Origin of the sequence: Rhodococcus sp. B7740, from assembly GCF_000954115.1 — a bacterium.
Lineage (GTDB): Bacteria > Actinomycetota > Actinomycetes > Mycobacteriales > Mycobacteriaceae > Rhodococcoides.
In genome coordinates, this window is record NZ_CP010797.1 from 3,257,772 (window position 1) to 3,277,119 (window position 19,348).

Here is a 19,348-nt window from a genome sequence, read left to right on the forward strand (position 1 = left end):
GAAACAGCGGATACCTCGTCTTATTACCTCTCGAACAAACCGCTGATATGGTTCTTCCCGGTTGTCGGGGAGAGAATCGAAATGGGGAGAACGTCGTGAGTCGCGTGGGTTCCAGAATGTTGACCGTTGCCGTCATTTCCGTGGCCGCATCGCTGCTGGTCACCGGCCCCAACGCACTTGCCAATCCCAACGCGGTCAATCCCATCGCCGGCCTCAACGGCACGTTCGGGCTGCCGCAACTGAACGGCCGCGCACAAGCCGTCGCTCAGGTGACCGGGATGTCGAGCCCCAACAACACCCAGAACGTCAACATGATCGGCACCGACCTCGGCATCATGTGGGACAACGGCCGCGGCGAGGTACTGACGGCTTTCGGCGATACCGCCGGACTCGGCGTACCCAACCTGCTGCAGGGCAGCCTGTGGTCGTGGCGCAGCAACGCCATCGTGCGGAGCAACGACCGAAACCTCGCCGACGGCATGAACTTCGACAGCGTCGTACTCGACCCGATCGGCCAGACCAAAGAGGTCGTCCCCAGCCCCAAGATTCCGTTCGTCGAGATCAGCCGAATCCCCACGGCAGGCGTGGCCGTCGGCGACAGCCAGTACCTGAACCTGATGTCGGTGAAGAACTGGGGACCCGCAGGAACCTGGGAAACCAACTTCTCCGGCCTGGCAGTGTCGAACGACAACGGGGAGAACTGGGCAGCGCTACCCGAGACCCAGCGGCCGAGCGTCGGCGGCGATCGCAACTTCCAGCAGAGCGCGTACCTGAAGGACGGCGGCTACGTCTACCAGTACGGCACCCCGCCAGGCCGCTTCAATCTCGGTCACGTGGCTCGCGTCAAGGAGCAGGACATCGCCAGGCTCGGCGAGTACGAGTACTGGACCGGCCAGGACTGGAAGAAGGGCGACCCGGCGGCAGCCGCACCCATCGTCGGGGGCGTCGGTGAACTCTCCGTCGCGTACAACGCGACCCTCGGTCAGTACCTGATGCTGACCACCGACAACGCCAACTCGATCGTGCTGCGACGCTCGCCGTCGCCCGTCGGGCCGTGGAGCGCGCCGGAGGTTCTGGTCGACACCCGCGAGGTCAGCTCCATCTACGCGCCGTACATCCACCCCTACTCGACCGGCCGCGACCTGTACTTCCTGGCGACGGTCTACCAGAACTACAACGTTCTGCTGCTGCGCGCGACCTTGTAAGAACCCCCACTAGGCTTCCCCGGGTGGACGCCGCAGACTGGGATCGCAAGTACGAAGGCCGAGAACTCGTGTACGGCGAGGCACCGAACGCAACGCTGGTGGAAGTCGCGACGACGCTGAAACGTGGTCGGGCACTCGATCTCGCGTCCGGTCAGGGCCGAAACGCCATCTGGTTGGCTACCCGCGGCTGGACCGTCGACGCCGTCGACTTCTCCTCGACGGCACTGGACAGGGCCAGCCGTGTCGCCGCCTCGGCACCTCGGTCGGTGCGCGAGCGCCTGACCTGGGTGCACGCCGATGTGACGCAATTGTCAACCGAACCGAACTATGACCTGGTTCTCATGTTGTACCTCCACTTGCCCTCGGAGGCACGTCGCACGGCCGTGTCCGCCGCAATTTCGGCGCTGAAACCTGATGGAATCCTCATGATTCTCGGGCACCACACCGACAACATCGAGACCGGCACCGGTGGACCACAGGAATCCGAAATCCTCTACACACCTGAGGATTTGACGGCGGACATCGACTCGCGATTGACCATCGTCACTGCCGAGAACCGCTACCGCGACGTGAGCGAGGGCACAGCCGTGGACGCACTGCTACTGGCGAGTAGGTCTCCCCTTGGCAGCACAGCGGATCGGGGGTAACATCCCCTATGTTACCGACGAGTAGCTAACTTGGGCGGTACTTACGAGACCGCACCACCGACTGGAGAGCGAACGAGCAATGGGCCATTACAAGAGCAACCTTCGGGACCTCGAGTTCAACCTCTTCGAGCTCTTCGGACTCGACGAGACCCTCGAAGGCGACAACTTCGGCGACATGGACGGCGAGGTTGCCCGCGACATGCTGCGCGAGGTCGTTCGCCTGGCCGAGGGACCGCTGGCCGAGTCCTTCGCGGACGCCGACCGCAACCCGCCCGTGTTCGACCCCGAAACCCACAGCCTGAAGCTGCCCGACTCCTTCAAGAAGTCGTTCAAGGCGCTCTACGACGGTGAGTGGTGGCGTGTCGGCCTCGACGAAGAAGTCGGCGGCATGGCAGCCCCTCGCAACCTCCTGTGGGGCATCAACGAGATGCTTCTCGGCTCGCAGCCCGCAGCATTCATGTACTCCGCAGGCCCCGGCTTCGCGAACATCCTGTTTCACAACGGAACCGATGAGCAGAAGGAATGGGCCAAGGTCATCGTCGAGCGCGGCTGGGGTGCCACCATGGTGCTCACCGAGCCCGACGCCGGATCCGACGTCGGCGCAGGCCGCACCAAGGCCATCAAGCAGGACGACGGCTCGTGGCACATCGAAGGCGTCAAGCGCTTCATCACCTCGGCTGTCTCCGACGACCTGTTCGAGAACATCTTCCACCTCGTACTCGCGCGTCCCGAGGGTGCCGGACCGGGCACCAAGGGCCTGAGCCTGTTCTTCGTACCGTCCATCCTCTTCGACTTCGAGAAGGGCGAACTGGGCGAGCGCAACGGCGCATTCGTCACCGGCGTCGAGCACAAGATGGGCCTCAAGGCCTCCGCCACCTGTGAGCTCACCTTCGGTGGCCATGGCGTCCCCGCCAAGGGCTGGCTCGTCGGCGAGGTCCACAAGGGCATCGCGCAGATGTTCGACGTCATCGAGCACGCTCGAATGATGGTCGGCACCAAGGCAATCGGCACTCTCTCCACCGGCTACCTCAACGCACTCGAGTACGCCAAGGAGCGCGTCCAGGGCGCTGACCTGACGCAGATGACCGACAAGACCGCCCCTCGCGTCACCATCACCCACCACCCCGACGTGCGTCGCAGCCTCATGATGCAGAAGGCGTACTCGGAGGGCCTGCGCGCGGTATACCTCTACACCGCCGCACACCAGGATCCGATCACCGCCAAGCAGGTCTCGGACGCAGACACCGACATCGCGTACCGCGTCAACGACCTCCTGCTGCCCATCGTCAAGGGCGTCGGCTCCGAAATCGCCTACCAGGTACTCGCGGAGTCCCTGCAGACCCTGGGCGGCTCCGGCTTCCTCCAGGACTACCCGCTCGAGCAGTACATCCGCGACGCCAAGATCGACTCGCTGTACGAGGGAACCACCGCCATCCAGGCGCAGGACTTCTTCTTCCGCAAGATCGCCCGCGACCGCGGCGTGGCGCTGGCTCACGTTGCCGGACAGATCAAGTCGTTCATCGACAGCGAAGCAGGCAACGGCCGACTCAAGGCCGAGCGCGCACTGCTCGCCACCGCACTCGAAGACGTGCAGGCCATCGTCACCTCGATGACCCAGCACCTCATGGGCGCACAGGACCAGCCCACCGAGCTGTACAAGGTCGGCCTGGCATCGGTGCGCTTCCTCATGGGCTTCGGTGACCTGCTCATCGGCTGGCTGCTGCTGCGTCAGTCCGAAATCGCCATCGCCGCACTCGACAACGGTGCAGAGGGCAAGGACAAGGCGTTCTACGAAGGCAAGGTCGCCGTGGCCTCGTTCTTCGCCAAGAACATCCTCCCGCAGCTCACCTCCACCCGAGCAATCCTCACCAACATCGACAACGACATCATGGAACTCGACGAAGCAGCATTCTGATTCCCTGACATCGTCAACGGCCGCACCTGTTCTCGGGTGCGGCCGTTGCCATGTGATGGGGATGGTGGGGTGGGGTCCGGCTGCCGCAAACGCGCGCGCATTTGTCAGGGTTGCGGAGTTGCGGGTCCCAGCTGGCGCAAACGCGCGCGCGTTCGTCCGGGTTGCGGAGTTACGGGTCCCGGCTGCCGCAAACTCGCGCGCATTCGTCCGGGTTGCGCAGTTGCGGGTCCCGGTTGCCGCAAATGCGCGCGCATTTGCTGAAGTGGCGGAGTTACGGGTCCCAGCTGCCGCAAACGCGCGCGCCTTCGTCAGATGCACGCGAATTCTGCAGGATCCTCAGGCAATTTCGCGCGCGTTCAGCAAACGCGCGCGCGTTTGCTGGCCAGGCGGCGTACTCCGCACGCTCCCTCGCGGTGGCGGCTGGGCAGCAGCCCGCTCCACGGCTCGAGCTACACGTGCCACCACCTCCGCCGGATTCGCCAGGTCTGCCCAGGTCCAACGCACCACGGGATAGCCGAGATCGCGTACGGCGTCCTCCCGCACTTTCTCCCTGAACACCACGTCGCCGGGGTTCTCATCCTCCCGTAGGTACTTGGTGTACTTGGCTTTACCATCGAATTCGCACACAACAACGCCATTGACCAGCCAGTCGATTCGCGCCAGCGCCCGCCCATCCGGATCCAGGATCTCCACCTGCGACTCCACAGAGAATCCGTTCTCGCGCAGCATGATTCGGCTCTGAGACTCGCCAGGGTTTTCGCTTCGCCCGTCCATGAGAGAGACGGCTCGCCGCGCCTGCGCCACACCTTTCCAGCCCCGAGCACGCTGCAACTCCGCGTCGAGCTCCTGTGGATCGCAGCGCTTCAGAGCCGCGTCACCGGCAATCACCGCCGACACAAGGGGCTCGGTACGAGCAAGGTCGACAACCGTCCGCGCCAGCGAGGTCACGGAAATTCCGTCGACGGTCGCGTACGGCACCCACGGCGCACAGTGCACGATCACCGCTGCGTTCGCGCGACCTCCGCCGCGGCGATGTCGAGTGACGTGCACCTTGTCGAATCCCCCTGCGGGTAAGGGTAATTCGTACAGCAGTGCCGCAGATCGATGACTGACGGCGCTGTCCTCGGCAATTGTCGGAAGTACGGCGTCGATCAACAGCCGATGCCGTCCCTGCTCCGAGAGGCCGGCAAGCCTGGACGACGGAACGTAGACGCCGTTCACCAGACGCTCCCAGCCCCCGCGTTCGTACAGCGCCCGCAACTCGTGATCGGCGTGGCCGTCGGCGAGCGCCTCCGAGCGTCGCACCATTCGGTGATCCTTCATTCTGCGAGTTTCGACTACGCGCGCGACGTCTCGAGAAGAAAAGTAGCCACCTGTGCACAACTCAGGACCTGTGGATGAATACAGGTACGGGGGTACCAGTTCTTCCACCGTTCGTTGCGCAAACGCGCGCGCGTTTGCGAAATCCCGAGGCGAACAGGTACCCAACCCAGGGCCAGCAAGGCCGAACCAGCGAGGCCGAGCAGGGACAAACGCGCGCGCAGTCGTCAAATGCGCGCACAATAGCCCCCGATCAGGCCACCAGTTCGCGCGCGCTCGACAAACGCGCGCGCGTTTGCGAATTGCAGGGGCGAGAACAGCGAGGCCGAACCCCCGGGCCGAGAGAAACGAAGGACTACTGTTGCAGTTTGCGAAACTTGCTGCCGTGGAACACGATTGGGTTCACTTCGCTTTGCACGTCCAGGGAATGTATGCGCAGCAACACTATTGCGTGGTCGCCCGCGGGGATTTGCTGCTCGATGGTGGTGTCCAGCCACGCGGTGGCACCGACGATGAAGGCTGCGCCCCCGTCGGTGACGGTGAGATCGAGGCCGGCGAAACGGTCACCGGTCTTGGCGGCCAGGGTACGGACGGCGTCGTTGTGAGCCTCGCCGAGAACGCTGACGCCGATGTTGGGTGCCAATTCGAGTTTCGGCCAGGTCGTCGACGTGTTCTGGATGCACACCGCGACGAGCGGCGGGTCGATGGACACCGAGACGAAGCTGCTGGCCGCCAAGCCCACCATGACACCGTCGATCTTCGCGGCGATTGCGACGACGCCGCTCGGGAACTGCGCGTACGCCTCGCGAAGCGTCTGCTGATCGAGGACGGTACGTGTGAGCGACATTGGACGAAGCTCCCCTTCCGATCTTGTGGTGCACCCCCGCGTGGGCGCAATTCTGTCGAGCGAACACCTAGTGCAAGCAAACACCCGATCGGGCGGCGACGCCACAGTCCGAATCGCCATGATTCGAACCGTCGGCGCGCGGGTGCGGCATCACTCGTCTTCGTCCGGTTCCGGAGCGGGGTCCGCTGCGGGTGCCGGAGCGGGGTCCGGGCGATCGGGCTGAACGCACCGCACGATGGGGATCGGGTCGTACTTCACCGTTCTGGTGTTCCGTGAAATTTCCCTGCCCGACGCGGCATCGCTGATCACCCTGGTGTCGCTGGCGGTGAATCCCTGGCCCCCGCCGGAGGCGACGCAGCCTGCGCCTGCAGGCAATGTCACCGTATTCGGTGAGGTGAAATTGGTTCGCGAACCGGTGATCGATTCGACGTCGACCGTTTTCGTTCCCCACAGTCGGACGGTGACGCTGGACGAGTCGGCGAACGATTCGATGACCACGCCGGTGTCGTTCGGGTTGGTGAACTTCAGGTCGATGGCACCTTCGAAGACCGTCGCTTCGCGCGCTTCGGGGTATCGGCTGATGTAGTAGCTGTGTTCGGTGTGATCGGTGTCTTCCATACCGGCGAAGTACGACGCATTGTAGAGCGTCGTCGCGAATTGGCTGATGCCGCCGCCGATTGCGCGATCGGGTCGACCGTTGTCGATGATCCCCGACTCCACGAAACCCTGCGCGCTTCCTCGCGGACCGGTGTACCCGTTGAGCGAGAACGTCTCTTTCGGCTTCACGAGCGCACCGTTCACGATCTGCGCCGTCAGCCCGATATTGACGCCCGACGCGTACTCGAACCCGCCGGTGGTGTACTCGGCGATCACTTCTCGCACCCCGAGATTCTGAGCGGCCTCGGTGGTGAGAGCGGGTGGGGCCGGTTCGTAGATCGCCTCGGTGGTGCGCGGTCCGTCGGCGGACAGCAACGCGGGCAATTGCTCGAGAGTCTTGCGCCACTCGACCAGCTCGCCCATCTCTCCGGGAACGACGGTCGGGGCACCACCGGAGAAGGTGAACGACGCGTCCGTCGGCGGCGTCTCGGTGCGCACGAGTTGCGGCGCGAGAATGCCTGTGGCGACGTCGGTGTCGTAGATCGGAGTCAGTCCGCCCTGGCCGTCAGGGTCGAAACGCAGCACTTCGCCCACACGATCCGTCGGAAGGATCGCGTCGACATTCTGCCGGCCCGCTACGGTCACCGGTGCTTCGACCGCAGGAACGGCGATGTCGGCGAAGGCGCGATCCACGGCGTCCTGAGTCACCGTGACGGGTGTTGTTTCGTAGGCCGCTTCCGTTGCGCCCGAGGCCCATTCGGCCTGCAGGTTTCGACGCGTGCCGTCGGCGTCGAGCACCCGGCCGGACAGCGGCGCGACGGCAATCGGTGTGCTGCCGTCGAACACGACGTCGCCCTCGACGGGATCTCGGTCGGTCTCGACGCGCAGTCCGTCGACGGCAGCGGTGAGCGCTTGCTCGTCCGTGGTCGACACGACGCCGATCTCGCGGCTGCCGAACAACGACGTCAGCCGAGTGATCGGATTGATCGGCTGCGATCCGGCTCGGTCGAGCGTCGCGTTCCAGTCCACACCGAGGCCGGCGGCGGCCGGGAGTATCTCGACCTGTCGATCGCCGACGTCGACCGACACAGGCTGCTCGGCGCGCGCACCCAGCTCCGAGCGCAACAGGGCTTCGGCGTCGGGGTGACTCTTGCCGCCGACCTCGATCCCGGCGACGGTGACGCCGCGGGGCACTCGGTCGCTGGAGGTGATCCAATCCGCCGCGTACAGCAGCGTGAGAACGGCGACCACCGCGCCGGTCCCGATCGCGATCTTCCGCCACGGCGGCACGAATCCGGACCCGTCGGCGGCCTGCGGCGAGCCGTCCTCCGGCGGAATCACAGGTGGTCCGGCCGGCGACTCCGATTCGGGAGAAACAACGGTCTCGGGAGGAGCACCAGCTTCTGCAGCAGCAAGAGGCTGCGCAGGAACGACGGGCTGCGCGACGGTCGGCGATTCGTCGGCTGCGGGCGGCGGTTGCGGGGCCGGGATCTGGTCGGGCGCGGCGTCCCCGGGAACGACGTCGTCGGCTTCGGTGGACTCGGCCTCGTCGACGACCGGATCTGCGGCCACTGTGTCTGCATCGACCGACCCTGCATCGACCGAACCTGGATCGACGGACTCAGCATCGACGGACTCGGCATCAGCCGACGCGGCATCGTCCGACCCCGGATCGACGACATCGGATGTCGCGTCGGAAGGCTGCTCCGCCTCGGAGGAATGCTTCGGACCGTCGGTCTCGTCGCGGATCGCACCGAAGACCTCGGTGGGAGCGTCGTACGGCGGTACGTCGGGTTTCGGTTCGGCACCGTTGGGCGCGTCACCCGACCTACTGTTGCCCTCGCTCACGTTCGACCCTTCCAGGACCACCGTTGGTTGTGTTCCGCCCTTCTGCCCGGCGTACCCCTCGCACGAGCTTACGCAAACCGAACGGTGCCGCTCACTTCGGAGACCATCGGCACAGAGACGAGTAAAGGCCCCGTGCTGCTGCCGGGTCGGGGGTCAGGCAGCAGCACGGAGCCACTGGGAATATAGGCCCACTGCGGCACGCTGTTACAACGACCGCGAAATTGTCTCGTCATTTCATTCGGTTGAATGATCCAGGGGTCGTCGAGCTGTCCCCTTGCCCGACGGCTCGGGCCCAATGTCCGGTTCTGACCAGCGCGAGAGTGAGGAGAAGCCGATCTCGCGGATCGGTCAGATCCTGCCCGGTCAACTCCTCGATTCGGTGGACCCGGTAGATCACGGTGTTGCGGTGGCAGTAGAGCGCCTTGGCGGCGTTGGTGGGCGAGCCGTCCGACGCGAGCATGTGCGCCAGGGTGTCGAGCAGCGTTCCTCGGTGCGGCTCCGGGTGCGTCCACAGCTTTCCCAGAGCATGGCGGACCAGCAATTCCGACGATCGATCGTCGGCCGCCATGATCACGCGGGGCAGTCGGTCCGTCGCCAACGCCACGCCACTGTCTTCGGTGATGGTCTCCGCCGTCAATGCCGCGAGGCGATACGCCGCAGCGAACGACGACAGGCCCTCCGGCGAATGCGCGACCCCCACGGGCCCGACGGCCCGAGCAGCGAGTGCGTCGACGACGGAGTGCCACGATCCCGTTCCGAGTGCGACGAGCGCGAACTGGTGGCCGTCCCTGGTGTTCCAATGCGAGACCGCACCGATCTGATCCATCGCGTCTTCCGGTGCCGGGAGCGGCGGCGACCCTTGATCGTCGAGCGGACCGACGACACACGCGATTTGCTGCGATGCCGAAAGACCAAGGGTGGCACGCGCTTCCATGACGAACGCTGGATCACCGCCCCGCCCCGATCGAAGGCCGTCGAGTATCACCAGCACGTTGGCGAGATCGCGCTGCTGCATCCGGGCGCTTTCCTGCCGGTATGCCTCGACGAGTGTTTCGTACTGGCTGTCGAGCGCGCGCCACAGCTGTTGCCCGGCCACGAGCAGCAGATGCTCGTCGATGCTGGTTCGGCACTGCTCGCGCTCGAGCATCAGCTCCTCCCACAGCGTCCGACTCCCCAGCGTGTACGCCTTGAGCACCAACTCCATCGGAATCCCCTGGCGCGCACGCTCTCTGCCGGTACGGCGCCATACCTCGCGCGCGTTGTCACCCGCGGCGGTCAGCCCCGACAGGGTGCGGAGCCCCTGATTGATGTGCTCGCGCGTGCTGCGACGAATCTCGCCCGCGATGTCCGGAGTGGAACTGGCCAGGTAGCCGGGTTCCTGCTCGATCAATGCGAGCGTGATGGAGTCCGCGATCGAATCCGCCCGTGACGTCAGGGCTGCCCACGCACGGCGAATCTGCTCCTGGTCTGCGTCCGTCACCGCTCCCCGGGCAGCCGAACGCGCGGATCCGCGTCGACCATCGGGAGCTCCCACCTGCACAGTTTTGCGCACTGAGCCCACATCGCAGGTCGATTTGACCGTTACTGGTGCCCAGGGACCCAAACATTCTGTGCGCAGCGCCCATATCGCCCGTTGTGCGAAACGCACCATAGTGAACGCAACAGATTGTGAGGTGGATCACTTGAACTCTCTCGACACGTTGGACCCGGTCCTCACCATGACGGACATCGAAGTGTCGTTCGGCGGAATCGTCGCGCTGTCCGGAGTCAGTCTCGAGGTGCGACCCGGCGAAGTCCTCGGCGTCATCGGACCCAACGGCGCAGGCAAGACGACGCTGTTCAACGTTGCGTGCGGACTCGTCCGACCGCAATCGGGAACACTCGGACGACACGGCGACACGCTGACACGACTACGACCCCACGACCTCCCCCGACTCGGTATGAGCCGAACACTGCAGGGACTCGGACTGTTCGATCGGATGACGGTTCTCGACAACGTCATGGTCGGTGCAGATCGAACAGCGCACACCGGAATCCTCGCGGGCCTGCTCGGCCTGCCGTCGAGTGCATCCGACGATGCCGCGGTCCGCTCGACCGCAATGGCCACCCTCGAACGCCTGCGAATCGACGACTACGCGCACCGATTGCCACCGAGCCTGCCGTACGCGGTGCGTAAACGCGTCGCACTGGCACGCGCCCTGGTGAGCGAACCGACACTGCTCCTGCTCGACGAACCCGCCTCGGGACTGTCCAGTGACGAGATGAGCGAACTCGGCGACGAGATCCGTGCGCTCGCAACGTCGACGGGTCGTTCCGGAGGCCCCACCCCTGCGGCATCCGCCGGCTCCGAACCGGAAAGACCCGCAACATCGGTCATGCTCGTCGAGCATCACATGGATCTGGTCATGAGTGTGTGCGACCGGATCTACGTGCTCGATTTCGGCAAGGTGATCGCTCAGGGAACGCCCGACGAGATTCGCGAGGATCCGGCCGTGCTCGCTGCTTATCTCGGAAACGAGGTGGCACATGAAGACTGACGCGGCGCACCTGACGATCACCGATCTGACCGTTCGATACGGACCGGTCACCGCCCTCGACTCGGTGTCGATGACCGTCACGGCGGGAGCTGTCACCGCCGTCCTCGGCGCGAACGGAGCAGGGAAGACGACCCTGCTGCGCACCATCTCGGGGTTGCTGAAACCGGTATCGGGGAGGATCGAACTCGCCGGCGTCGACATCGTCGGCGTTGCACCGGATCGGATGTCCCGCAAAGGTCTTGCGCACGTTCCCGAGGGTCGGGGCGTGATCGCCGAGTTGACCGTCGACGAGAATCTTCGACTCGGCGCAATGGGACGCAACCGAAGTCACGACGCCGTCACCCTCGACCGCATCTACGACATGTTTCCGCCCCTGACCGGTCGTCGAACATCCTCGGCGCACACCCTGTCCGGCGGCGAGCGACAGATGCTCGTGATCGGCCGGGCGCTGATGGCGACGCCGTCGGTACTTCTGCTCGACGAGCCGTCCCTCGGACTCGCGCCGAAGGTCGCTGCGCAGATATTCGAGACGTTGCGCGGACTCGTCGACTCCGAGTCGATGACCGTCGTACTCGTCGAACAGAACGCCCGCAGCGCTCTGTCGATCGCCGAACATGCCGTCGTACTCGATCTGGGCAAGGTCGCGGTGGAAGGCCCCGCCGACACCTTGGCCGGGGACGACGCCCTCCGACACGCCTACCTCGGGTTCTAGAGCAAGCCGAAAGGACGCCAGCCACAGTGCAACAACTGCTCACCATCCTCATCAACGGCGTGACCACAGGCATGATCTACGCCGCGTTCGCGCTCGCCCTCGTACTCATCTGGCGATCGACCCGCATCGTCAACTTCGCACAGGCCCCGATGGCCATGATCACCACGTACGTGGCACTGGTCGTCATCGACGCCGGCTACTCGTACTGGATCGGATTCGGGGTCGCGCTCCTGTGCGGCCTGCTCCTGGGAGCCTTGACGGAGCGACTCGTCATCCGATTCGTCGACAGCTCGTCGCACATCAACCCGGTCATTCTCACGCTCGGGTTGTTCATCATCATCCACGCGGTGGCCGCCATCGTCTTCGGCAACCAATTCCGTTCGTTCCCTGCGCCGTTCGGCCTCACCGGCCAGCGGATCGGCGACGTGAACGTGGCGTTGACCGGGTACGACATCTTCAAGATCCTCGCCGTCCTCGTGGTCCTGGGATTGCTGATCCTGCTCTTCCGGTTCACCGATCTGGGACTGAAGATGCGTGCGAGCGCCTTCGAGCAGGAGGTCGCCAAGCTCCTCGGCGTGCGCGTGAGTCGAATGCTCACTCTCGGTTGGGCGCTGGCCGCAGTGGTCGGTTCGCTGGCCGGACTGCTCATCGCAGGCGGCTCGCTGGTGCACCCGGGCTACATGGACTCGATCGTCGTATTCGGTTTCGTCGCAGCGGTTCTCGGCGGACTGGACAGCCCGGCGGGCGCAGTCGTCGGTGGCCTGCTGATGGGCGTAGGGCTGAGTTTCGTCAGTGGTTACCTCGGTCAGGATCTGGTCTCCAGCGCAGCATTGGTGATCCTGATCGTCGTTCTTCTGTTGCGACCGAGCGGGTTGTTCGCCAGCTCCGCGGCCAGGAGGGTGTGACATGAACGCAACTCTCACTCGCCTCACCGCAACACCGGTTCGACGCCACGTGCTCGGTGCCGTCATCGGGCTGGTCGTCATCGTCCTCGCGCTCGAATCCCTGAGCACCTTCCGTCAGAGCCAACTCACCTCGGTGGCCTACCTCGCCATCGCGGCCGGCGGCCTGACGGTGCTGACCGGGCTGAGCGGCCAGCTGTCACTCGGGCACGGCGCGTTCATGGCGGTCGGTGCGTACACCGCGGCATTGATGTTGCGGGCCAACGATTCGGGATGGTCGGTCCCCCTCGTCCTGCTCGCCGCCACCGTGATCTCGGCGGTGGTGGGTGTCGTGGTCGGTGTGGCGGCCGCCCGACTGCACGGGCCGTACCTGGCCGGCGCGACTCTGGCGCTCGCCGTCGCGGTACCGGGTCTCGCCCTGTATTTCTCGGACTACCTCGGCGGCGAACAAGGACTCGTCGTACCGGCACCGAAGGTGCCCGAGCTGATCGACGACATGATGTTCTTCGTCACCGGAAACGAGCTCAGCGGAACCAAATTCGTCGCCTATGTCAGTTGGATACTGCTGGTGCTCGTGTTCTTCCTGTTGGCGAACGTCTCGTCGAGCCGAATCGGCCGTCGCTGGCGGGCCGTCCGGGACGACGAAGTGGCCGCCGAGTTGTCCGGAATCGATCTCGGCCGCGCACGCATTCTCGCGTTCGTGGTCAGTGCGGCCTGTGCGGGAGCGGGCGGTGCAGTCCTGGCGATGTCGGCACGAATCGCGGCACCGAGCGGATTCACGCTGACCCTCTCACTGACCTTGCTCTCCGCCGTCGTCATCGGCGGGCTGGGAACCCTTTCCGGCGCGTTGATCGGGGCGGTTCTGCTGACCTACATCCCGCCGGTGGTCACCAACTTCGGGCTCGATCTGGGTCTGAGCAGTCTGCAATCGGCCGAACTCGCACCACTGGTGACCGGAATCTTCACCGTCCTCGTCATCCTGTTCGCCCCACTGGGTTTGGTGGGCACGTATCGCAAGTTACGTACAACGAGAAAAGGAATGAAATGAAAAAGTTCGGATCGGTGGCTTTCAGAACGACCGCGCTCGTCGCCGTCGTGTCGTTGGCCGCGGCGTGCGGTGCAGGTGGCCGAGAAGAGACGACGGAATCCTCGGAAGGGTCGACGGTCGGCATCACCGACACCTCGGTGAAGATCGGTGCCCACTTTCCGTTGACCGGGGTCGCAGCGCCCGGATACAGCGAAATCCCCACGGGCGCGCAGGCCTACTTCGACTACGTCAATGCCGCAGGTGGCATCAACGGCCGACAGATCGAGTACGTGGTTCGGGACGACTCCTACGATCCGACGACCACCACCCAGGTCGTCAACGAACTGGTTCTCCAGGACGAGGTGTTCGCCGTCGTCGGCGGACTCGGCACCGCGACCCACAGCGCCGTCATCGACTTCCTCAACGAGGAAGGTGTGCCCGACCTGTTCGTCTCCTCCGGTGCGATCATGTGGGGCAACGATCCGGAGAAGTACCCGAACACCTTCGGGTGGCAGCCCGACTACCAGGTCGAGGGCAAGATCATCGGCGACTGGGTGACCAAGAACCGGCCCGACGCCAAGGTCGGACTCTTTCTCCAGGACGACGACCTCGGCCGGGACAGCGAGGCCGCAGTGCGCCAGTATCTCGACGATCAGATCGTCGAGGTCGTGCGCTACACCTCGGGCAACACCGACGTCGCACCACAGATCGCTGCTCTGCAGGGTGCCGGAGCGGATCTGGTCCTCGGCTTCAACGTCCCCTCCTACACCGCACTGAGCCAGCTGACAGCCATGCGACTCAACTACGACCCCGAGTGGTTCTACAGCTCCATCGGATCCGACGTCGACCTCGTCGGCTCCCTGCTCGGACGGTTCTCTCAGGGCGCGGTCACCGACGGCGCGCAATCGCTCGAGGGGATGATCTCGCTGGAATACATCCCGGGCGTCGACTCTCCGGAGAATCCGTGGACCCAACTGTGGCAGAAGGTCTGGGCCGAGAACGGAACCGGTGACCCGTTGACCAATTACCGCATCTACGGACTGAGCCAGGCATACGCCTTCGTACAAGCCCTCCAGGCGGCAGGCGAGAATCCCACCCGTGAGGGCATCGTCGCAGCCATCCAGGAAGGCGGAATGGACTTCGAGGGACCGCAGTTGGCCCCGTTCCGATACTCCGATTCGAGCCACCTCGGAATCTCCGGTGCCAGCGTCTTCCAGATTCAGGGAGGCGTGCCCGAGTACCTGACTCCGGTGCTGCAGACCGACATCGGGGATTCGGCGGTGGAGGAATACACCGGCGAGGAGTCCACACCACCGGAAAGCGGCATACCGGGCTGATCACACGTGAAAGGGCACGCAGAGCGAACTCTGCGTGCCCTTTCCCACGTTGTGGTCGGCAGATCCGAAAACCCCTCGATTACCGGATCCACCGACCCTATGACCCCCGGTCGGAGAGCAGCCGAAGCTGCAGTGATCAGCGCTCGATGATGGCGGTGACGCCCTGGCCACCGGCCGCGCAGATCGAGATCAGGCCACGGCCCGAGCCCTTCTCGGCCAACATCTTCGCCAGCGAAGCCACGATGCGTCCACCGGTCGCGGCGAACGGGTGGCCCGCCGCGAGCGAGGATCCGTTGACGTTGAGCTTGCTGCGGTCGATGGAACCGAGAGCGCCGTCGAGGCCGAGACGCTCCTTGCAGTACGCGTCGCTCTCGAAAGCCTGCAGAGTTGCGAGCACCACCGAGGCGAACGCCTCGTGGATCTCGTAGTAGTCGAAATCCTGCAACGTCAGGCCGTTGCGTGCGAGCAGACGCGGAATCGCGTAGGTCGGTGCCATCAGCAGACCGTCCTTGAACGACCCGTTGCCGTGGACGTAATCGACGGCGGCGGTCTCGGAATCGACCAGGTGCGCCAGCACCGGCAGGTTGCGCTCGGCAGCCCACTCGTCGCTCGACAGCAGCGCAGCCGACGCACCGTCGGTCAGCGGCGTCGAGTTGCCTGCCGTCATGGTGGCGTCGCCCAGCTTGGTTCCGAAGACCGGCTTGAGCGTCGCGAGCTTCTCCACGGTCGATCCCGGACGCAGATTGTCGTCGCGAGTGAGTCCGAGGAACGGCGTCACCAGGTCGTCGAAGAAGCCGCGATCGTAGGCCGCCGCCATGTTGTGGTGGCTCGCTGCGGCCAGTTCGTCCTGGTCCTCGCGGCGGATGCCGAATTCCTTGGCCGTGATGGCGGCGTGGTCACCCATCGACAGGCCGGTTCGCGGCTCACCGTTGCGCGGGATCTCGATGCCGAGCATGCCGGGACGAACGTTGCCGAGCAGCTTGATGCGGTCGGTGGTGCTCTTGGCCCGGTTCAGGGAGAGCAGGAACTCGCGCAGTTCGTCGTTGACGCCGATCGGAGCGTCGGACGTGGTGTCGACACCACCACCGATGCCGGCATCGATACGGCCCGACGCGATGGCGTCGCCGACGGCGATGATCGACTGGAGGCCGGTGCCGCAGGCCTGCTGGATGTCGAAGGCCGGGGTGTACGGGCTCAATGCACTACCGAGTACGACCTCGCGAGTGAGGTTGAAGTCGCGGGAGTGCTTGAGCACGGCACCGGCGGCGACGAGGCCCAGGCGCTCGCCCTGCAATCCGAATCGCGAGACCAGCCCGTCGATGGTCGCGGTGAGCATGTCCTGGTTGGACGCCAGCGCGTACTTCTTGTCCGAGCGCGCGAACGGAATGCGGTTGCCACCGACGATTGCGACCGGTCGTAGCTGCTTGCTTGTCACTGACGTCTCCAAACATCGTCGAATAAGGCCCTGGTGGAGTTTCATCTTACTGGCGAGTAAGTTGGTTGTCGACACCCGGTCGTGCGCCTCGCTCCTCGAGCGAGCAGCGCTGAATGAAAGGTACGACAGTGGCAGCCTCCAAGGGAGCCCCAGATCTCTACTCAACGTTCCTCGCGTCCGCGCCGGGAGCCTTCATCGCCAAGCAGGCCGGCTTGCCGCAGCCCGAGAAGCTGCGCCGCTACAAGGCGGGCGAGCCGCCGCTGGCCGGACCGGTCCTGATCGGCGGTAGCGGTCGCCTCGTCGAGCCCCTGCGTGAGCTGCTCTCGGACTACCCGCAGTCGCAGCCGCACGACGACAAGCACGGCGGACTGGTGTTCGACGCCACCGGCATCGGCAACGTCGCCGAGCTGGAGCAGCTGTTCCAGTTCTTCCAGCCGGTCATCCGCAACCTGGCACCGTCGGCGCGCGTCGTCGTCATCGGTACGACGCCGGAGGAGACCTCGAGCGTCGACGAGCACGTCGCTCAGCGCGCTCTCGAAGGCTTCACCCGCAGCGTCGGCAAAGAGGTCAAGCGCGGAGCCACGGCGCAGCTCGTCTACATCTCCCCCAAGGCGTCGACCGGCTTGTCCGGACTCGAATCCACCCTCCGCTTCCTGCTCTCGGCCAAGTCCGCGTTCGTCGACGGCCAGGTCATCACCGTGGGCGACGCGGACTCGCAGGCCCCGGCCTCGTGGGACAAGCCGCTCGCAGGCAAGGTAGCCGTCGTCACCGGAGCCGCACGCGGTATCGGTGCCACCATCGCCGAGGTCCTCGCCCGCGACGGAGCCACCGTCATCGCAGCCGACATTCCCGCTGCCGGAGAAGCACTCTCGCAGACGGCCAACAAGGTGGGCGGCACCTCGCTCGCGCTCGACGTCACCTCGCCCGACGCCGGAGATGTCCTCTCGAAGCACCTCCTCGAACGTCACGGCGGCGCAGACATCATCGTGCACAACGCAGGCATCACCCGCGACAAGACACTCGCCAACATGGACGAGAGCCGCTGGAACTCCGTCATCGGCGTCAATCTCGCTGCGCCGCAGCGCATCACCGATGAGCTCGTCAAGTCGGGTGCACTGAAGGAAGGCGGCCGCGTCGTCGACGTCTCCTCCATCGCCGGCATCGCGGGCAACCGCGGCCAGACCAACTACGGCACGTCCAAGGCAGGCGTCATCGGCCTGGTGCACGCGTCCGCACCGGTGCTGGCGAAGAAGAACATCACCATCAACGCCGTCGCTCCCGGGTTCATCGAGACCGCGATGACGGCTGCGATTCCGTTCGCCACCCGCGAGGCCGGACGACGCATGAGCTCGCTGCTGCAGGGCGGCGAGACCGTCGACGTCGCAGAGTTGGTCTCGTACTTCGCTTCTCCCGCATCCAACGCCGTCACCGGCCAGGTCGTGCGCGTGTGCGGCCAGAGCCTTCTCGGCGCATGAGCACCGTCACGCTCACCGCGCAGCCGAAGACCTCCGACATCTACACCTCGGCAGCGCTGGGCGCACTGCCGTTCTTCGGATCCAGGTCGTCCTCGGTTCCCAGCACGGTGTACGAGCTCAAGGGTCTGCGAGTGGACCCCGACAACCTCGCCGGGTACTGCCGGGCGACGGGGCTGCGATTCGGCGATCAGCTCCCGGTGACCTATCCCTTCACCCTCGTCTTCCCGACTGTGATGAAACTGATGGTGTCCAAGGGCTTTCCGTTCGCCGCCATCGGTTCGGTACACGCCGAGAACGTCATCGAGCAGTACCGTGGCATCTCCGCGTCCGAGCCGCTGGACGTGCGAGTGCACGCGGAGAATCTGCGCGAGCACCGCAAGGGGTTGCTCGTCGACCTGATCAGTGAGGTCAAGGTAGGTCGCGAACTGGTCTGGAAGCAGACCTCGAGCTTCTTGAGCCTGCAGAAGACGTCACTGTCCGGTGGCCCCCGCGAGGCACCGCCGGCCGACGAGGTTCCGCCGCCCCCGACCCGCACTCTGCGCGTCGACCAGCGGATCATCAGCCGGTACGCGGCCATCTCCGGAGACCGCAACCCGATTCACGTATCCTCGCTGGGCGCAAAGGCATTCGGGTTCCCGAAGACCATCGCGCACGGAATGTGGAGCGCGGCAGCCGTGCTGCAGACCGTCGAGGGCCGAATTCCGGAGGCTGTGAACTACAGCATCCGCTTCGGCAAGCCGATCATCCTGCCCGCGACGGTGAACGCCTACGCCGAGGCCGTCGGCACCGGCTGGGACCTGTCGCTGAAGAACCCGAAGAAGGGCTACCCGCATCTCACGGGAACCCTGCGGTAACTGCCCCACCCTCGAACTCGAAGTTGTGGACGGATTTCTCCGGATTTCCGTCCACAACTTCGAGTTGGGCCCGAGGCTCAGGTGGTGGCGGTCTTCTTTCCGGCCAAGCCGCGCCAGGCCAGATTCTCCAGTAGGTCCGCGGCTGCGTCGACCTCGATTTCGCCGCCTGCCACTCTGTCGGCCACAGCCTCGCCCGCCCCGACCAACGCGACGGCCATCAGCCCGAAATTCTGGGACTGCTCCGGATCTCTCGTACTCATCGCGAGCAAGCCGGCCGTCAACTCGATCAACCGATCTCGGCTGCTCTGCACCTGTGAGGCGAACGCCTGCTGACCGATGGCCTGACGGTAGAGCACCATCCAGGACTTGCGGTTCTCGCCGACGAATCCGAGGAAACCGATCAGGGCCTTGCGCAACTGCTCGCGCGGCGTCAGCGTCGGATCTGCGGCTGGAGTCAGGGCCTCGACGAACTTGACGCCCTCGCGGTGGATGCAGGCTGCGAACAACTCGTCCTTGGACCCGTAGTACAGATAGAGCATCGGTTTGGAGATGGCCGCCTTCTTGGCGATCGAATCCATCGATGTCTCGTGAAAACCGTTGTCGGAGAACACATCCACCGCCGCGTCGAGCATCTGCTGCTCACGGACGGCGCGGGGCAATCTCTTCGTGCCACCAGCCATGGATCCTCCA

At 65.0% G+C, this 19,348-nt stretch carries 16 protein-coding genes; 10 read left to right on the plus strand and 6 right to left on the minus strand.

Features of this window, described 5'->3' with window-relative positions:
- Window positions 1-116: 116 nt before the first annotated feature.
- The 3 genes from NY08_RS15090 to NY08_RS15100 all read left to right on the plus strand — a co-directional run bounded on the left by NY08_RS15090 (window position 117) and on the right by NY08_RS15100 (window position 3,767).
- Complete coding sequence (locus tag NY08_RS15090; protein WP_045200514.1) at window positions 117-1,205, plus strand: DUF4185 domain-containing protein; 1,089 nt, start codon at window positions 117-119, stop codon at window positions 1,203-1,205.
- A 23-nt stretch (window positions 1,206-1,228) separates the two neighbouring features.
- Window positions 1,229-1,852, plus strand: coding sequence for a class I SAM-dependent methyltransferase (locus tag NY08_RS15095; protein WP_045197248.1), 624 nt, complete (start codon window positions 1,229-1,231; stop codon window positions 1,850-1,852).
- Between the two features lie 79 nt (window positions 1,853-1,931).
- Complete coding sequence (locus tag NY08_RS15100) at window positions 1,932-3,767, plus strand: acyl-CoA dehydrogenase (RefSeq protein ID WP_032396636.1); 1,836 nt, start codon at window positions 1,932-1,934, stop codon at window positions 3,765-3,767.
- Window positions 3,768-4,103: 336 nt separating this feature from the next.
- Here the strand turns inward: NY08_RS15100 and NY08_RS15105 are convergent, their stop codons facing one another.
- The 4 genes from NY08_RS15105 to NY08_RS15120 all read right to left on the minus strand — a co-directional run bounded on the left by NY08_RS15105 (window position 4,104) and on the right by NY08_RS15120 (window position 9,913).
- Window positions 4,104-5,090: a hypothetical protein gene (locus NY08_RS15105; RefSeq protein ID WP_045197250.1), complete on the minus strand. Its 987-nt coding sequence runs from the start codon at window positions 5,088-5,090 to the stop codon at window positions 4,104-4,106.
- 352 nt (window positions 5,091-5,442) lie between these two features.
- Window positions 5,443-5,934: a flavin reductase family protein gene (locus tag NY08_RS15110; protein ID WP_045197252.1), complete on the minus strand. Its 492-nt coding sequence runs from the start codon at window positions 5,932-5,934 to the stop codon at window positions 5,443-5,445.
- 150 nt (window positions 5,935-6,084) lie between these two features.
- Window positions 6,085-8,379 carry a VanW family protein gene (locus NY08_RS15115; protein ID WP_082073826.1) on the minus strand — a complete coding sequence of 765 codons (2,295 nt, stop codon included), beginning with the start codon at window positions 8,377-8,379 and terminating at the stop codon, window positions 6,085-6,087.
- Between the two features lie 229 nt (window positions 8,380-8,608).
- The gene (locus NY08_RS15120) at window positions 8,609-9,913 is read right to left on the minus strand and encodes a PucR family transcriptional regulator (protein WP_303396049.1); all 1,305 of its coding nucleotides are present in this window, start codon (window positions 9,911-9,913) and stop codon (window positions 8,609-8,611) included.
- Between the two features lie 148 nt (window positions 9,914-10,061).
- Here NY08_RS15120 and NY08_RS15125 point away from each other — a divergent pair, with 148 nt between their 5' ends.
- The 5 genes from NY08_RS15125 to NY08_RS15145 are packed head-to-tail and all read left to right on the plus strand — an operon-like array spanning window position 10,062 to window position 14,894.
- Window positions 10,062-10,916, plus strand: coding sequence for an ABC transporter ATP-binding protein (locus NY08_RS15125; protein ID WP_235386921.1), 855 nt, complete (start codon window positions 10,062-10,064; stop codon window positions 10,914-10,916).
- Window positions 10,906-11,628, plus strand: coding sequence for an ABC transporter ATP-binding protein (locus NY08_RS15130; protein WP_032396639.1), 723 nt, complete (start codon window positions 10,906-10,908; stop codon window positions 11,626-11,628). Before NY08_RS15125 ends, NY08_RS15130 begins: the two co-directional genes overlap by 11 nt.
- Before the next feature lie 26 nt (window positions 11,629-11,654).
- The gene (locus NY08_RS15135; RefSeq protein WP_032396640.1) at window positions 11,655-12,533 is read left to right on the plus strand and encodes a branched-chain amino acid ABC transporter permease; all 879 of its coding nucleotides are present in this window, start codon (window positions 11,655-11,657) and stop codon (window positions 12,531-12,533) included.
- Between the two features lies 1 nt (window position 12,534).
- Window positions 12,535-13,578, plus strand: coding sequence for a branched-chain amino acid ABC transporter permease (locus tag NY08_RS15140; protein ID WP_032396641.1), 1,044 nt, complete (start codon window positions 12,535-12,537; stop codon window positions 13,576-13,578).
- A 14-nt stretch (window positions 13,579-13,592) separates the two neighbouring features.
- Window positions 13,593-14,894 (plus strand): ABC transporter substrate-binding protein, encoded by a 1,302-nt coding sequence (locus NY08_RS15145; protein WP_235386923.1) that lies wholly within the window; start codon window positions 13,593-13,595, stop codon window positions 14,892-14,894.
- A 136-nt stretch (window positions 14,895-15,030) separates the two neighbouring features.
- Here the strand turns inward: NY08_RS15145 and NY08_RS15150 are convergent, their stop codons facing one another.
- The gene (locus NY08_RS15150) at window positions 15,031-16,374 is read right to left on the minus strand and encodes an acetyl-CoA C-acetyltransferase (RefSeq protein ID WP_045197258.1); all 1,344 of its coding nucleotides are present in this window, start codon (window positions 16,372-16,374) and stop codon (window positions 15,031-15,033) included.
- 83 nt (window positions 16,375-16,457) lie between these two features.
- Between NY08_RS15150 and NY08_RS15155 the strand changes: the two genes are divergently transcribed.
- Both NY08_RS15155 and NY08_RS15160 read left to right on the plus strand, forming a co-directional pair.
- Window positions 16,458-17,804 (plus strand): 3-oxoacyl-ACP reductase, encoded by a 1,347-nt coding sequence (locus NY08_RS15155; protein ID WP_032396644.1) that lies wholly within the window; start codon window positions 16,458-16,460, stop codon window positions 17,802-17,804.
- A complete protein-coding gene (locus NY08_RS15160) occupies window positions 17,801-18,658 on the plus strand; it encodes a MaoC/PaaZ C-terminal domain-containing protein (RefSeq protein ID WP_032396645.1) in 858 nt (285 codons plus the stop codon). The genes NY08_RS15155 and NY08_RS15160 overlap by 4 nt, the downstream gene beginning before the upstream one ends.
- Window positions 18,659-18,735: 77 nt before the next feature.
- Here NY08_RS15160 and NY08_RS15165 read toward each other — a convergent pair whose 3' ends face one another.
- On the minus strand, window positions 18,736-19,338 hold the full coding sequence (locus NY08_RS15165; RefSeq protein WP_032396646.1) for a TetR/AcrR family transcriptional regulator: 603 nt from the start codon (window positions 19,336-19,338) through the stop codon (window positions 18,736-18,738).
- Window positions 19,339-19,348 lie beyond the last annotated feature (10 nt).